18 protein-coding genes are annotated in these 14,942 nt (G+C 65.5%); 8 read left to right on the top strand and 10 right to left on the bottom strand.

Annotated elements, in window-relative coordinates:
- Window positions 1–37: 37 nt before the first annotated feature.
- The 5 genes from ACTJI5_RS15450 to ACTJI5_RS15470 form a co-directional block, all read right to left on the bottom strand.
- On the bottom strand, window positions 38–637 hold the full coding sequence (locus tag ACTJI5_RS15450; protein ID WP_440860948.1) for a hypothetical protein: 600 nt from the start codon (window positions 635–637) through the stop codon (window positions 38–40).
- Between the two features lie 28 nt (window positions 638–665).
- The gene (locus ACTJI5_RS15455) at window positions 666–2,075 is read right to left on the bottom strand and encodes a pyruvate dehydrogenase complex E1 component subunit beta (protein ID WP_440860949.1); all 1,410 of its coding nucleotides are present in this window, start codon (window positions 2,073–2,075) and stop codon (window positions 666–668) included.
- Window position 2,076: 1 nt separating this feature from the next.
- Window positions 2,077–3,147 (bottom strand): pyruvate dehydrogenase (acetyl-transferring) E1 component subunit alpha, encoded by a 1,071-nt coding sequence (pdhA, locus tag ACTJI5_RS15460; protein WP_440860950.1) that lies wholly within the window; start codon window positions 3,145–3,147, stop codon window positions 2,077–2,079.
- Between the two features lie 259 nt (window positions 3,148–3,406).
- A complete protein-coding gene (locus tag ACTJI5_RS15465) occupies window positions 3,407–3,733 on the bottom strand; it encodes an FtsB family cell division protein (protein WP_056374132.1) in 327 nt (108 codons plus the stop codon).
- A gap of 109 nt (window positions 3,734–3,842) precedes the next feature.
- Window positions 3,843–4,424, bottom strand: coding sequence for a helix-turn-helix domain-containing protein (locus tag ACTJI5_RS15470; protein ID WP_058538107.1), 582 nt, complete (start codon window positions 4,422–4,424; stop codon window positions 3,843–3,845).
- A gap of 98 nt (window positions 4,425–4,522) precedes the next feature.
- Here ACTJI5_RS15470 and ACTJI5_RS15475 point away from each other — a divergent pair, with 98 nt between their 5' ends.
- The gene (locus ACTJI5_RS15475) at window positions 4,523–5,821 is read left to right on the top strand and encodes a S41 family peptidase (RefSeq protein WP_058538108.1); all 1,299 of its coding nucleotides are present in this window, start codon (window positions 4,523–4,525) and stop codon (window positions 5,819–5,821) included.
- A 42-nt stretch (window positions 5,822–5,863) separates the two neighbouring features.
- Here ACTJI5_RS15475 and eno read toward each other — a convergent pair whose 3' ends face one another.
- Window positions 5,864–7,138 (bottom strand): phosphopyruvate hydratase, encoded by a 1,275-nt coding sequence (eno, locus tag ACTJI5_RS15480; protein WP_137887688.1) that lies wholly within the window; start codon window positions 7,136–7,138, stop codon window positions 5,864–5,866.
- 204 nt (window positions 7,139–7,342) lie between these two features.
- Here eno and ACTJI5_RS15485 point away from each other — a divergent pair, with 204 nt between their 5' ends.
- From ACTJI5_RS15485 to ACTJI5_RS15505, 5 genes are all read left to right on the top strand, one after another.
- Complete coding sequence (locus ACTJI5_RS15485) at window positions 7,343–7,891, top strand: hypothetical protein (RefSeq protein ID WP_058538110.1); 549 nt, start codon at window positions 7,343–7,345, stop codon at window positions 7,889–7,891.
- A gap of 7 nt (window positions 7,892–7,898) precedes the next feature.
- Window positions 7,899–8,363 (top strand): phage holin family protein, encoded by a 465-nt coding sequence (locus ACTJI5_RS15490; protein ID WP_440860951.1) that lies wholly within the window; start codon window positions 7,899–7,901, stop codon window positions 8,361–8,363.
- A complete protein-coding gene (locus tag ACTJI5_RS15495; RefSeq protein WP_058538112.1) occupies window positions 8,347–8,736 on the top strand; it encodes a hypothetical protein in 390 nt (129 codons plus the stop codon). The genes ACTJI5_RS15490 and ACTJI5_RS15495 overlap by 17 nt, the downstream gene beginning before the upstream one ends.
- On the top strand, window positions 8,720–9,076 hold the full coding sequence (locus tag ACTJI5_RS15500; protein WP_058538236.1) for a hypothetical protein: 357 nt from the start codon (window positions 8,720–8,722) through the stop codon (window positions 9,074–9,076). Before ACTJI5_RS15495 ends, ACTJI5_RS15500 begins: the two co-directional genes overlap by 17 nt.
- Before the next feature lie 82 nt (window positions 9,077–9,158).
- Complete coding sequence (locus ACTJI5_RS15505; protein ID WP_058538113.1) at window positions 9,159–9,377, top strand: DUF4170 domain-containing protein; 219 nt, start codon at window positions 9,159–9,161, stop codon at window positions 9,375–9,377.
- An 84-nt stretch (window positions 9,378–9,461) separates the two neighbouring features.
- Here the strand turns inward: ACTJI5_RS15505 and ACTJI5_RS15510 are convergent, their stop codons facing one another.
- The 4 genes from ACTJI5_RS15510 to ACTJI5_RS15525 form a co-directional block, all read right to left on the bottom strand.
- Entirely contained in the window at window positions 9,462–9,740 is a 279-nt protein-coding gene (locus ACTJI5_RS15510) for an ETC complex I subunit (protein WP_058538114.1), read from the bottom strand.
- 66 nt (window positions 9,741–9,806) lie between these two features.
- Window positions 9,807–12,269 carry an ATP-dependent helicase HrpB gene (hrpB, locus tag ACTJI5_RS15515; protein WP_440861100.1) on the bottom strand — a complete coding sequence of 821 codons (2,463 nt, stop codon included), beginning with the start codon at window positions 12,267–12,269 and terminating at the stop codon, window positions 9,807–9,809.
- A complete protein-coding gene (locus tag ACTJI5_RS15520; protein ID WP_310253097.1) occupies window positions 12,269–12,655 on the bottom strand; it encodes a DUF1801 domain-containing protein in 387 nt (128 codons plus the stop codon). Before ACTJI5_RS15520 ends, hrpB begins: the two co-directional genes overlap by 1 nt.
- A gap of 108 nt (window positions 12,656–12,763) precedes the next feature.
- A complete protein-coding gene (locus ACTJI5_RS15525; RefSeq protein ID WP_058538117.1) occupies window positions 12,764–13,777 on the bottom strand; it encodes a polyprenyl synthetase family protein in 1,014 nt (337 codons plus the stop codon).
- 108 nt (window positions 13,778–13,885) lie between these two features.
- Between ACTJI5_RS15525 and ACTJI5_RS15530 the strand changes: the two genes are divergently transcribed.
- Both ACTJI5_RS15530 and ACTJI5_RS15535 read left to right on the top strand, forming a co-directional pair.
- On the top strand, window positions 13,886–14,173 hold the full coding sequence (locus ACTJI5_RS15530) for a chorismate mutase (RefSeq protein WP_058538118.1): 288 nt from the start codon (window positions 13,886–13,888) through the stop codon (window positions 14,171–14,173).
- Window positions 14,170–14,865 (top strand): glutathione S-transferase N-terminal domain-containing protein, encoded by a 696-nt coding sequence (locus ACTJI5_RS15535; RefSeq protein ID WP_440860952.1) that lies wholly within the window; start codon window positions 14,170–14,172, stop codon window positions 14,863–14,865. Before ACTJI5_RS15530 ends, ACTJI5_RS15535 begins: the two co-directional genes overlap by 4 nt.
- Window positions 14,866–14,942: the final 77 nt, after the last annotated feature.

The following is a 14,942-nucleotide window of genomic DNA, read 5'->3' on the forward strand; positions in this document are numbered from 1 at the left end:
CGGGCGCGGCATTTCCACCCCCGGCGCATTTTTATCGTCAGCGGCCGAACAGGCCGAGGCGCAGCAGCAGCATTCCCTCGCTACGCAAATGCCGCTCGCCATCGTGGCTCGCGATCATGCCGGCCCAGCGGTCGAGCATCAGAAGCGGCCGGTTTCGGCCAAAAACCCTGCGCGACGGCGCATCCAGCGCCTTCGCCTGATCGAGCAAATCGCGGGCTTCGGCCTCGCCTTCCTCGACGCCCGCGCCCCAGACCAAACCCCAGCGCCGTCCGCCAGCTTCGCCGCCGCCGGACAGCGCGAAAAGCTGTCCGCCAAAGCTTTCGGAGGCCGCGCGCCGATCGCCGTCGCTCTCGGCGAGCAACATCGCTTCGGCGGCGTCGACGAGCGCGTCGAGGCCGCCCTGCCCCGCCCATGTTTCCTGAAGTTCGGCGAGCAGCGGCTCGCCCTTCGGCAAGGCGCCCGGATCGCGCGCGATCATCGCCGCCATGTCGCGCCACCAGGCGAGCTTGATCTGCCCGATCAGCGGCTCGCGCGCATCGAGCAACAGCTTGGTCAGCCGCGCGGCCAATCCCCAAAGCGCCGACAACGCTGCGCGCCGCGCGTGCGGTACGGAGACCAGCACGCGCGGATCGCGCATATCGGGATAGAAAGCCGTCTCTTGGTCGTCAGGCGCGATTGCGGACCGCCTTCACGGCTGCCACGACGCGCGGCGTATCGATCAGCGCGGCCTTTTCGAGATTATGCGCATAGGGCAGCGGCACATCCTCGTTGCACACGCGCATCACCGGCGCATCGAGGTCGTCGAAGCCATGCTCCATCGCGACCATCGCGAGTTCGCTGGCGATCGAGCAGACCGGCCAGCCTTCCTCGACGATGACAAGATGGTTCGTCTTCTTGAGGCTCGCGAGCACGGTCGCGGTGTCGAGCGGACGGATGGTGCGGAGATCAATGACCTCGGCGTCGATGCCCTCGCCCGCCAGCTCGTCGGCGGCTTCGAGCGCGAGCCCGACGCCGATCGAATAGCTGACGATGGTGACGTCGCTGCCCTGCCGCATGATCCGCGCCTTGCCGATCGGCAGGACGAAATCGTCGACCTCAGGCACGTCGAAGCTGCGGCCATAGAGCAGTTCGTTTTCGAGGAAGACGACGGGGTCTTCGGTGCGGATCGCGGCCTTCAGCAGCCCCTTGGCATCGGCGGCGTCATAAGGCGCGATCACGATCAGGCCGGGGACGCTGGCATACCAGGGCGCGAAATTCTGGCTGTGCTGCGCGCCGACGCGCGCCGCGGCGCCGTTCGGGCCGCGGAACACGATCGGGCAACGCATCTGGCCGCCCGACATATAGTTGGTCTTCGCCGCCGAGTTGATGATGTGGTCGATCGCCTGCATCGCGAAGTTGAAGGTCATAAACTCGATGATCGGACGCAGCCCGCCCATCGCGGCGCCCGCGCCGAGACCGGCGAAGCCATATTCGGTGATCGGGGTGTCGACGACGCGCTCCGCGCCGAACTCCTCGAGCAGCCCCTGCGTGACCTTGTAAGCACCCTGATACTCGGCGACTTCCTCGCCCATCACGAAGACGCGGTCGTCCTTCCGCATTTCCTCGGCCATCGCGTCGCGCAAAGCTTCGCGGACCGTCAGGCGAACCATCGCGGTGCCTTCAGGGATCGCGGGGTCCGATGCGCGTTCGGCGGGTGCCGCCTTCTCCGTCGTCCCAGCGGAAGCTGGGACCGCGGGCGTGGGAGCGCTGGCGACAGCGGCCCCAGCTTCGGCTGGGGCGACGTCTTTGGCAGGTGCGGCGGCCGGTGCCGGCGCCGGTGCGGCCGCTTCCTCGCCCTCGCCCGTGATCGTCGCGATCACGGTGCCGACCTTCACATTGTCGGTGCCCTCGGCCACGAGGATCTGCCCGATCGTGCCTTCGTCGATCGCTTCGAATTCCATCGTCGCCTTGTCGGTTTCGATCTCGGCGAGAATGTCGCCCGACTTCACCGCGTCGCCTTCCTTGACGAGCCACTTGGCGAGCGTGCCTTCTTCCATCGTCGGCGACAGTGCCGGCATTTTCAATTCGATGGCCATCTCAATATTGCTCCACCAGCACGTCGGTATACAGTTCATGAAGTTCGGGTTCGGGCGCGCTTTCCGCAAAGTCGGCGGACTCGGCCACGATCGCGCGGATTTCCTTGTCGATTTCCTTGAACTTGTCTTCGGTGATGCCCGCATCGGGCATCAGCTTTTTCAGATGTTCGATCGAATCGCTCTTGTCGCGCACCGCCTGCACTTCCTCGCGGCTGCGATATTTGGCGGGGTCGGACATCGAGTGACCGCGATAGCGATAGGTCTTGAGCTCCATCAGCACCGGCCCCTTGCCCGCGCGCACCCATTCAAGCGCCGTCTCTGCCGCGCCGCGCACCGCGAGCACGTCCATGCCGTCAACCTGCATGCCGGGAATACGGAAGCTTTCGCCGCGACGATAAAGCTGGTCCTCGGCAGACGAGCGATTGACCGAGGTGCCCATCGCATATTGGTTATTCTCGATCACGAAGATGATCGGCAGCTTCCACAGCTCGGCCATGTTGAAGCTTTCGTAGACCTGGCCCTGGTTCGACGCGCCGTCGCCGAAATAGGCCATCGCCACCCCGCCGTCGCCGCGATATTTGTGCGCGAACGCGAGCCCGGTGCCGAGCGACACCTGCGCGCCGACGATGCCGTGGCCGCCATAGAATTTATGCTCGACGCTGAACATGTGCATCGAGCCGCCCTTGCCCTTCGAGATACCGGCCTGGCGTCCCGTCAGCTCGGCCATGATGACCTTGGGGTCGATGCCGTAGGCGAGCATATGGCCATGGTCGCGATAGCCGGTGATCACGCTGTCCTTGTCGCCGTCGAGCGCCGACTGCAGGCCGACCGCCACGGCTTCCTGCCCGATATAGAGGTGACAGAAACCGCCGATCAGGCCGAGGCCGTAAAGCTGCCCCGCCTTCTCTTCGAAGCGGCGGATGAGCAGCATCTCGCGATAGAATTTTTCCAGCTCTTCGGGCGTCGCGTCATAGGGAACGGGATCGCGCGGTTGCTCGCGGTTGCTCGCGGCGGCCGGGGTGGATGCAGTCTTTTTTGGCGCGGGGGAGGTGCGCGCGGGTGCTTTGGCCAAGGCGGGTTCCTTTGCAGTTAGCCGTTACGGCAAGCGCTCCCTATAGGAGAGCCGCGCGCCACTTGGCAACGCCCACCATGGGCGGGCGCGATGCCAACTTACGTATGCAGCAAGAGACGCGCTTACGCCCCATCCTCGTCATTCCCGCGAAGGCGGGAATCCCGCTTTTCCGAACCAAGAGGGAGGCCGATGCTGTGCCCGCAAAAAAGGAAGCGGGATCCCCGCCTTCGCCGGGATGACGGGAAAGCAGATGACAGGCTTAGCGCTTCGCGTCGGGTTCCATCGGAATGATCACCTCGTCGGGGTGATAGGCGCCGAGCTTTTCGCGGACATATTCCTCGGCCAGATCGGGATCGACGCGGCGCCGGTCAAGCAGGTTGACGCGGTTCTGCAGCTCGGTCTGCTTTTTCGTCAGCTCGCTCAGGATCACGCGCTGCTTTTCGACCGACTGGCCGTAATCGCCCCAGGCGTACAGGCCGGTCGGACCGAAAATGATGTAGCCGATCATCGCCAGCACCACCATCACCGCGATGGCGGGACCGGCGGCCCGGTGCATCGATTTGCGGAATTTGTGGCGCTGCGTCATTCCGGCCCTTGAATCAGAGTTGATTCGCGGCGTCAAGGCGCCAGGTGCGGGTTTTGCACCGTTTTCCATTTCAAAAACCATCAGCGGGACCATGGCCGACGCGACGGTGCTAGAGGACCACGCATCGGACGAAACGAACGGGCGTCGGCTGTCTGTTGATGAAGGTGCAGGAGGAAGCGCTTGAGAATATCTTGAAATCGCCGCCAGCAACATGAAACTCGTCATTGCCGAATTCAATTATCAATAGGCCGTCGACAACAAAAATCATCTCGTGGCCTATCTCCGAATGCGCTTCCGACCGATAGCTGTCGCCGGGACCAAGCGACCACAGCCACAATTCGGTCTCCTTCGTCGACGGGGCGGTTCCCAGCAACCTGGCCTCGCTGCCCGCGGCCTTCCCCTGCCACGCAAGGCTGTTCACCCGCCTGCCATCGGCAGCATCTGGCGGCCGAACAATCTCGGAAAACGTGACCGACATCGCTGCGGCCAGTCGATCGATGCTCGACAGGCTGACGTTCGTCTCTCCGCCCTCGATGGCGGAAATCATTCGCCGGCTGAGTCCCGACATCTGGGCCAAGGCGGTTTGGCTCAAATCCCTTTCATCGCGCAATCTGCGCAGGTTTTTCCCAACATTGGCAAGCACATCGGACCTATCCGATACATGACGTTGACTGCGCAATATATTGCTCATACTAAAGCCGACCACTGGATAATTGGGATAGCGCGGTTTGCCACCAACGACCAACCGGGAAAGTGATTGATATGCACGGTCGCCCCATGATTTTAGCAATGATGCTCGTCCCGGGCCTGTGCTTTTCCCCGGTCGCGGCGGCCGAACCGGTAGCAGAGGCACCGGTAACGGCACCCATCCTGACCACCGCAACGCGCGACGCGGCGCTGCAAGCCATCAAGGCCCGGCTAACCCGGGCCTATATCGATCCCGAACGCGTTCCCGCGATATTGGCACGGCTCGATTCGTCGAAGGCGCGCTATCGGACCGACGATCCGACGCGGTTTGCGGCGCTGATTACCGCGGACATGCAGACGGTCGCAAACGACACGCACCTCTATTTACGGTTCGAGCCCGAATGGTATCGCGCGGCGACGGCCCCGCCGGATCAGGCCGCGATCGCGGCATCCAATGCCTTCGAAGCGCAGCATGCGCGCGACTTCAATCACGGACTGGTCGAAACACGGCTTTTGCCGGGCAATATACGGTATCTGAAGATCGTCGGCTTCTTCTGGAACGAAGCCGAGACAGCGCGGGCTTATGACGACGCGATGCGCTTCTTGAAAGGCGGGCGAGCGATCATCATCGACCTGCGCAGCAATCAGGGGGGCGACACCAACGCGCTCGACTATCTGCGGAGCCATTTCTTCGCCCCCGATACGCTGATGACCACCCTGATTACCCCCGGCAGCGCCGACGTACAGGTCCGATCGCAGCTCAACCTTCCGAGCGGGCGACTAACCGGCATTCCCCTATATGTGCTGATCAACCATCGCTCGCGCTCTGCCGCCGAAGCATTTGCTTATACGATCGGGCAATTCAAACTCGGCGAACTGGTGGGCGAACGCACCGAGGGTGCGGCCCATTTTTCGGACGATACCGCGGTGCCGCCATTCTTCCGACTCTCGGTGCCGCTCGGATATACGCAGGATCCCATCGGCAAGCGCGACTGGGAAGGCACGGGCGTTTCCCCGACCGTCGAGGTTCCGGCGCCTGAGGCGCTGGAAACCGCCTACGACCTCGCCCTCGCCCGGCTGCTGCCGGTCACGCCCGCCGGGATCGAAAAGGATTTTCTTGTCTGGGCACGCGACCGGCTGGCGGCGCAGCGCACCGGTTATGCGCCGACCCCGACCGAACTCTCGGCCTTCGCGGGCCAATATGGCGCCGCGAAGATCGAACTTCGCGGTTCGGCCTTATGGCTGATCCGGCCCGACCGCGAGCCGCGGCAACTCAAGCCGCTCGGCGCCGGGGGATTGTTCGAAGCGGAAGACGATGACACCTTCCGCGTCAAAATCGGGAATGACGGCTTATATTTGTTGCGCCCGGGAAGCCCGCTTACCCTCGATTATCCGCGTTGACGCCTCAACGCCGAGCCAACGGAACCGGCACGCTTCGCTCGCTCACCCGAAAATCGAAGCCCCCGGATAACGCGCCATGTCGCCCAGCTCTTCCTCGATGCGGATCAGCTGGTTGTACTTGGCAAGCCGGTCCGAACGCGCGAGGCTGCCGGTCTTGATCTGGCCGCAGTTGGTCGCGACCGCGAGGTCGGCGATCGTCGAATCCTCGGTTTCGCCCGAGCGATGCGACATGACCGCGGTGTAGCGCGCGCGGTGCGCCATATCGACCGCGTCGAGCGTTTCCGACAGCGTGCCGATCTGGTTGACCTTGACGAGCAGCGAGTTGGCGAGCCCGTCCTTGATCCCCTGCTCCAGCCGCAGCGGATTGGTCACGAACAGATCGTCGCCGACGAGCTGGCACTTGTCGCCGACCAGATCAGTGAGCGCCTTCCAGCCCACAAAATCATCTTCGCTCATGCCGTCTTCGATCGACTTGATCGGATAGTCGTTCACGAGCGCGGCGAGATATTCGGCCATCTGCTCGGGGCTGAGCGAAAGCCCCTCGCCGCTGATCTCATATTTGCCGTTCTTGAAGAATTCGGTCGCGGCGCAATCGAGCGCGAGGACGACGTCGGTGCCGAGCTTGAAGCCCGCCTGATCGACCGATGCCGCGATGAAGTCGAGCGCGGCGCGCGTCGAGGCGAGGTTCGGGGCGAAGCCGCCTTCGTCGCCGACCGCGGTCGCGAGGCCCTTGGCCGACAGCCCCTTTTTCAGTGTGTGGAAAATCTCGCTGCCCCAGCGCACGGCTTCGGCGATGCTGCCGGCGCCGACGGGCATGATCATGAATTCCTGCACGTCGATCGGATTGTCAGCATGCTCGCCGCCGTTGATGATGTTCATCATCGGAACGGGGAGCGTGCGCGCCGAAACGCCGCCGACATAGCGATAGAGCGGCAGGCCGCGTGCGTCGGCCGCGGCCTTCGCGGCGGCGAGGCTGACGCCGAGGATCGCATTGGCGCCGAGGCGGCTCTTGTTCGGCGTGCCGTCGAGGTCGATCATCGCCTGGTCGAGTTCGCGCTGGTCCTCGGCATCGAGGCCGATCAGCGCCTCGGCGATATCGCCGTTCACCGCGGCAACCGCCTTGATCACACCCTTGCCGAGATAACGGCTCTTGTCGCCATCGCGCAGTTCGACGGCTTCGTGCGCGCCGGTCGAGGCGCCCGAGGGCACCGCCGCGCGGCCGAAGCTGCCGTCTTCGAGCAGGACATCGACTTCAACGGTCGGGTTGCCGCGGCTGTCGAGGATTTCGCGGCCGTGGATGTCGATGATGGCGGTCATGGATTTTGTCCTGCTGATGCCCTGTCGACAGGGCGTAGGGAAAGGCGCCCGCCTGTTATCGGCAGGGTGACCTTAGTGCAACCGCTGCATAGGAATTTTGCGGAGGGATGGAACCATTCGGTCCGCCTTGCTATATATTGAGGCAGGACCAAAAGGGGACGCCCGCTGATGCGGCGCCCGTATAAGAAGAAGAGGACAAAGCCGATGGCCAAAGCCGCTACTCCCGCGACGAAGAAAGTTGCCGCTCCCCGTCCCAAGGCGCCCGTGAAGGCCGCCGCCACCAAGGCGGCGCCGGCACGCAAGCCCGCCGCCAAAAAGGCGAACGCCAAGGATCACCCGATCCGCGACCAGATCGCCGCGACGCGCGACACCATCAAATCCGAAGCGTCAAAGAAAGCCGCCTCGCTGAAGCAGGAAGCGACGACGCTGAAGAATCAGGCTTCGACCAAGGCCCGCGACGCCGCAAACAAGGGCAAGGACAAGGCCGCCGAAGCCGTCGGCAGCCTCGCCAAGCTGCTCGAAGACAGCGCCGGCACCGTCGACACCAAGTTCGGCAAACAATATGGCGACTATGCCCGCTCGGCCGCGACGACCGTTGCCGGCCTTGCCACGACGCTCGACAAGAAGGATCTCGACGAGCTCGCCGCCTCGACGCGCGACATGGTCAAGAAGAACCCGGCGATCGCCGTCGGTGCCGCCACGGTGATCGGCTTCGTGCTCGCCCGGATGCTCAAGGGCAGCTCGAACGATTGACAGGGCATTGGCATCTTCCGATCCGAATACCCCGCCGGCGCCCAACGCGCGCAGCTTTGACGGCATAAGTCATGGTTATGCGCCCGACGGACGTCCGGTCACGCCGCCGCCCGTTCCGCTCGAAACGATTGTCGGCGATGTCGTCGACAATCTCTCGGCGACGGCACGGGCGGAACTGGCGCTGCTTGAGGCCCGCAGCGAACTGGCACTACACGGCGCGTCATGGACCGCGGCGTGGGGCGCGGTCGCGGCAACTGCCTTGGGCATCGCAATGCTTGCACTTGCGTTCGGGGCGATCCTCGCGCTCGCGCCGCATGTCGGGCCATTCGTTGCGACACTGATCGTCGTCGCGGTGCTGCTCGCCATCGCGGGCTTTGCCGGATGGCGCGCGCAGCTCAGCTATGGCGACATCCGTACCGCGCTCCGCCGCGACCTGACGAACGAGGGGATCGACGATGCCTCGGACGCGTAATCGCCTAATCGCCGCCGCGCGCCGCTCGATGCTCCAGCGGGGCGAACTGCACCGCCGGCTCGACGTAGCGCGCGCGGCGCTGAGGCCCAGTGCGCTCGTCGATCGCGGCAAGTACCGGATTGGCGAGGCCGTCGACGACACCGCGCATGCCGTGCAGCAGCAGTTTCGCGACAACAAGCTGCCGATCGCGATCGCAGCGGCAGCCGGCCTCGCTTGGTTGCTACGCGAACCGATCAAGGAACATGCGCCCCGCCTGATGCAAAAGATTCAGGACCTGGCGACCGACGTCGCCGATCATTTTCGTTCCGCCGATGAACCGGCGGACGAGGATGACATCGAAATATTGGAGGAAGATGATGAAGCCATTCGGTGAAACCGCCCGCGAGACGCGTGCAAAAGCGAGTGAACTTGCGGAGAAAACCGCCGAAAATGCTCGGCTGACCGCCGAGGCGGCAAAGGCGCGCATCCAGGACGGCTATGGCCGCGCCCGCGCCGCGACCGAAGACCTCGCAGCCAAGGCGAGCGAACAGGCCGGCGTCGCCCGCGAGGCGGCGGGCGAAGTCTATGAAAAGGGCAAGGCGCAGGCGAAGCGCGCGAACAGCAAGCTGAAGGATGCGGCCGAGAAGCAGCCGCTGGCCTTGGTCGCGGGCGCGGTCGCGATCGGCGCGCTGCTCGGCTCGCTGCTGCCGAAAGGCCGCAAGGGCGAGGATTGAGCCGCACTTGCCGTAAGGGCAAAGCGCTGGTAGGGGGCGCGGCTTCTCCCCTCCCCAGCGCTAGCCCGCAAGGAAAGCAGCCATGAGCAAATTGCATCTCGTGTTCGGCGGCCGCGTCGCCGATCCGCAGGGTCTCGACTTCGTCGACCTGCACAATCTCGACGTCGTCGGCCTCTATCCCGATTACAAGTCGGCCGAAAAGGCGTGGCGCAGCGCCGCGCAGCGCACCGTCGACGATGCCGAAATGAAATATGTCGTCGTCCACCTGCACAAATTGTTGCAGCCGGACGCCGAAGCCTGAAAAAAACGTCGCCCCAGCGAAAGCTGGGGCCGCTATCGCCCAGGCATGGCGCCCGCGATCCCAGCTTTCGCTGGGATGACATGATTACCGGAAATTGTCGGCGTAAGCCTGAATCTTGAGCGTACGCACAGGGGGCGCGGTCACTTCGACCTCGATGCCGTTACGCTCCGCGTAAGCCACCGCTTCTTCGCGGCTCGCGAAACCCAGGCGCAGCTGGCGCTGCGTGTCGCCGCTACCCGCCCAGCCCATCAGCGGATCGGCCTTGCGCGCCTCGGCGGGGGCAAATTCCAGCATCCAGCGCTGCGTCCCGGCACGCCCCGACTGCATCGCATTCTTGGGCTTCTGGAAGATACGCGCTTTCATCGGGGTGTCCTGTAACTGGTGCCTGTTCCGCCGCCTTAGCGCCAACCCAGCCCTACGAAAAGAGGTCTATTGCGCATCGCGCCGCGCCTGCGCCGCTTTGGTCATCAGGCTTGGCCGCGCGTTCGCCGGATCGTCGGGCCAATTGTGCTTGGGATAGCGCCCGCGCATCTCGCGCGCCACATCGTGCCAGCTGCCGCTCCAGAAGGAGACGAGGTCGCGCGTCGTCTGGATCGGCCGGTGCGCGGGCGAGGTCAGCGCGAGCACCAGCGGCACCGGCGGGTCGCCGATCGTCGGATGACGCGCGAGCCCGAACAATTCCTGCACGCGCACGCAGACCGTCGGCCCGCCGTCGGCGCCATAGTCGATCGGATGCCGGCTGCCGACGGGCGTCGCATAATCGGCGGGCGCATGCTTCTCGAGCAGCTGGCGCGCCGGCCAGTCGAGCGTTGCCATCAGTGCATCGGTCAGCTTGCGGTCGCCGATGTCGCGAAGGCCGCGGCACCCCGCAAGCAACGGCTCGAGCCAGAGTTCGAGACTGTCGGCGAGCGCGCCGGTCGATAGCGCATCGATCCCCGCATAGGAGGCGCGCTGGCGCAACGCCTGCGCCGCCGACCCCCAGCCGATCAGCCCCAGCCCCTTGCTGCGCACCGCCGCCATCCGCACCGCGATATCGTCCCCGGCATTTTCGCTGCGCCCCGCCTGACCGCTCGTCAGCGCGATCGCGCCGAGGCGCCGTTCGCGGCGATGGTCGACGCGATCGTTCGCGCTGTCGTAGCTGCTCGCCGAATGCGCGACGATACGGTTGGCGAACAACTCTTCGATCTCGGCCTGGTCGATCGGCGCCGCGGCGAGGATGCGCACGCCCGCGGCATGGCCTTGCGCATCGGCGATCGCGAGCCACTCGCTACCCGCGAGCGGATCGACTGCGTCAATGCGATAGGCGCGGCCGCCGACGCTCAGATATTCGCCGCGCTGCCCTGCCCGCTGCCGCGCGACGCGGTCGGGCCAGGCGGTCGCGATCCAGCCGCCGATCGAGCGCGGTTCGACATCGCCCGCCTCGGCCGCCAGCTTCTCCCCGATCGTCGCCAGCCGCCGTGCGAGCCTCCACGCGCCCTCGCTGCGCTCGTTGCGCTGCCCCCGCCAGCGCCCGAGCCGCGCCTCGACATCGACGCCGCGCCCGCCGAGCCCCGGCTCGGTCAGCAGCACCGCGAGCCGCCCCGCCAGCTCGGCCTCCCCCGCCCGCGCCGCATCGAGCAGCATATGCGCGAGCGGTACCGGCAGCGGGATCGCGGCAAGCGCCTTGCCATGCCCGGTGATGCGGCCGTCGTCGGCGAGCGCGCCGATCGCCTGAAGCCGCGCCTTCGCTTCCGAAATCGCGGCGGGCGACGGCGGGTCGAGCCAGCCCAATTGGCGCGGATCGATGATGCCCCAGCTTGCGCAATCGAGCACGACGGGCATCAGGTCATTCTCGTGGATTTCGGGCGGATCGAACGGCGGCATGCCCGCGGTCGCCGCGGCCTCCCACAATCGGTACGCAACGCCCGGCCCTTGCCGCGCCGCACGCCCGGCGCGCTGGGTTGCCGACGCCTGGCTCGCGCGCTCGGTGACAAGGCGCGCAATGCCCGCGGCCTTGTCAAAGCGCGGACGGCGCGAGAGCCCGGCGTCGATGACGATGCGTACGCTATCGATCGTCAGGCTGGTTTCGGCGATGCTCGTCGCGAGGATCAGCTTGCGCCGCCCATCCGGGTCGCGGACGAGCGCCTTACGTTGCAGCGCCGGGTCGATCTGGCCGTGCAGGCGGTGGACCGCGAGCGGCAGCCGCGCCTCTTCGACCGCGGTCGCGGCGCGTTCGATGTCGGCCGCACCCGGCAGGAAGGCGAGGATGTCGCCGTCGGCCTCGTCGGCCATGGCCTGCCGCACCGCGCCGAGCACCGACGCCTCGAGCCGGTCCTCGGCGCGGCGACCGATATGGCGGAGGTCGAGCGGCCAAATCTTGCCCTCGCTCTTCACCACCGGCGCACTACCGAGCAAAGCGCCGAAGCGCACGCCGTCGAGCGTCGCCGACATCGCGACAAGGCGGAGGTCGTCGCGCAGCCCCTGCTGCGCGTCGATCGCCAGCGCGAGCGCGAAATCGCCGTCGAGACTGCGTTCGTGAACCTCGTCGAACAGCACCGCCGACACGCCATGAAGCTCGGGATCGGCGAGGATTCGGTTGCGGAACAGGCCCGGCGTCATCACGAGCAGCCGCGTCGCCGCCGACTGCTTGCTATCGAGGCGTGTGGCATAGCCGACGCGCCCGCCAACCGCTTCGCCCATCTCCTCGGCGATCCGCTCGGCCGCGCCGCGCGCCGCGAGCCGGCGCGGCGAGAGCAGCCACACCGCGCCCTTGCACCACGGCTGGTCGAGAATCGCGGGGGCGACGCGCGTCGTCTTGCCCGCGCCCGGCGGCGCAACGACAACGGCGTTGGGTTTCAGCACCAGCGCCGCCATGATATCGGGCAGCACGACATCGATCGGCAGCACCTGCATCATGTTCGCGCCGCGGGGTTGCCCAATTCGGTATTGAGGCGAAAAGCGTCGGCGGCGAGGCGCGACACCGCATCGGCGGTGACCTCAGTCGCTTCGGTCATCACCAGATTGCCCAATTCATATTTGCCGCTCGCCTTGATGCGCGGATCGAGGTCGCGCAGCCTTTTGCCCCGCCAGAAGCCAAGCAGCACGCGATGCTCCTCGGCGCGGATCAGGATGCACGGACCATTCGCCATGAAGACGAGGTTGGTCCATTTGATCGTCTCTTCGAAGGGCGCCGCGCGCCGGATCGCCGCGCGCATCATTTCGCAGCGTTCGCGCTGCCAGCCCGACAGTGCAGCGATATAGGCGTCGGGGTTTTCGGCTGCTGGACCCATCATCGCCATATGTCGTTCCCGATATGCTGGAAAGCCGATCTATTATCCTCGTCACCCCGGACTTGATCCGGGGTGACGAAAGGATGGCGTCGCCGATCTTCCCTCAAAAGTGGAGCGTCAATAGGCGCGCGCGACGGCGAAGGCGACCGCTTCGGTCAGCGCCGACTTCGCCTGGCTGGCGCTGAAACCCCCGATCGCATCGACCGCGCGCTGGCCGTAATGGCGCGCGCGCGCGAGCGTGTCGGCGATCGTGTCGTGCTTGTGGAGCAGGCTCGTCGCGTAGCCAAGATCTTCGTCCGACGTGCGGTGCCCCGTGATCGCGAGCTTCCAAAACTCGCGCTCCTCGGCGCTGCCGCGTGCATAGGCGAGGATAACGGGCAGCGTGACCTTGCCGTCGCGAAAATCGTCGCCGACGCCCTTGCCCATCGTTTCGGCGTCCGAAACATAGTCGATCGCATCGTCGACGAGCTGGAACGCGATGCCGAGGTTGCGGCCATAGGCGTCGAGCGCGGCTTCGGTCGCCTCGTCACGCTCGGCGACGACCGCGGCGATCTTGCACGCCGCGGCGAACAGCTCGGCGGTCTTGGCGTTGATGATCGCGAGATACTGGTCCTCGCTCGTCTCGATCCGGCGCTGCGCCGAGAGCTGGTTGACCTCGCCCTCGGCGATCACGGCCGAAGCGCGGCTGAGGATCTTGAGCACCTTCAGCGAGCCGTCCTCGACCATCACCTCGAACGCGCGGCTGAACAGGAAATCGCCGACGAGCACCGAGGCGCTGTTTCCCCAGATGAGGTTCGCGGTCTTGCGCCCGCGGCGCAGGTCCGATTTGTCGACGACATCGTCGTGGAGCAAGGTCGCGGTGTGGATGAACTCGACCGCGGCGGCGAGCTTGCAGTGGCGGCGCCCGGGATAGTCGAGCAGCTTGCCGCACGCGAGCGTCAGCATCGGCCGCATGCGCTTGCCACCGCCAGCGATCAAATGACCCGCAAGTTCGGGGATCAGCGGCACTTCGGACTGCATGCGGTCGAGAATGACCGAATTCACCTCGTTCATGTCGGCGGCGACGAGCGCCATCATCGGGTCGAGCGAGGGCGGCCGGTCGCCGTGGAGCTGATGGATTTCCGCAGTCATAACGCGGCGAGCCTTGGCGCCGTGCCCACGATTTTGCAACGACTTTCGGCTTGCTTTGAAGCCCCGCACGGTGCCAAGCGTGCCGGAGAAGAGAGGAATCGCGCACCCATGGACGACCAACTGAGCCGATATCGCCAGAGCATCGACAATATCGACGCGGCGCTCGTCTATATGCTCGCCGAACGGTTCAAGGTGACCAAGGCGGTCGGCGAGCTCAAGGCGCGCGAAGGCCTGCCCCCCGCCGACCCCGGCCGCGAGGAGCGGCAGATCGAACGGCTGCGTGAGCTGGCCCGCGATGCCGACCTCGACCCCGATTTCACCGAGAAATTCCTGCGCTTCATCATCAACGAAGTGATCCGCCATCATCAGCAAGCCAAGCGCGAGCAAAGCGTATGAGCATCGACCATCCGATCTTCGCGCGCTGGCCGGCGCAGCACCCCGACCGGATCCAGCTTTTCTCCGCACCGACGCCGAACGGGGTGAAGGCGGGCATCATGCTCGAGGAAACCGGCCTTGCTTATGAACCGCACCGGATCGACATCATGGCGAACGAGAGCCATGATCCGGCCTTCCTCGCACTCAATCCCAATGGCAAGATCCCGGCGATCTACGATCCGCAAGGCCCGGGCGGAAAGCCGCTCGCGCTGTTCGAATCGGGCGCGATCCTGATCTATCTCGCCGACAAGAGCGGGCAGTTTCTTTCGGCCGATCCTGCCGAACGTTATGAGACGATCCAGTGGGTGATGTGGCAGATGGGCGGCGTCGGCCCGATGTTCGGCCAGCTCGGCTTCTTCCACAAATTCGCCGGCCGCGAATATGAGGACAAGCGCCCGCGCGACCGCTACGCGGCCGAATCGGCGCGATTGCTCGGTGTGCTCGACGAAAGGTTGGCGACGCGCGAATGGGTGATGGGCGCCGATTACAGCATCGCCGATATTTCATTGCTCGGCTGGGTCCGCAACCTGATCGGATTTTACGATGCGCGCGAGATCGTCGGCTTCGACCGGTTCACGCATGTCCAGCGCTGGCTCGAGGCAGGTCTCGCGCGGCCGGGTGTACAACGCGGGCTGGAAGTCACCGCGACGTGATTGGTCCTGGCGAACGGCCGCGCCCCCACGGTACGGTCAATCGCTTTGGGCTTATCGCCGCCGCGCTGCTGGTCTGC

Origin of the sequence: Sphingopyxis sp. 22461 (genome assembly GCF_052044915.1) — a bacterium.
In the GTDB taxonomy this organism is placed as follows: Bacteria; Pseudomonadota; Alphaproteobacteria; order Sphingomonadales; family Sphingomonadaceae; genus Sphingopyxis.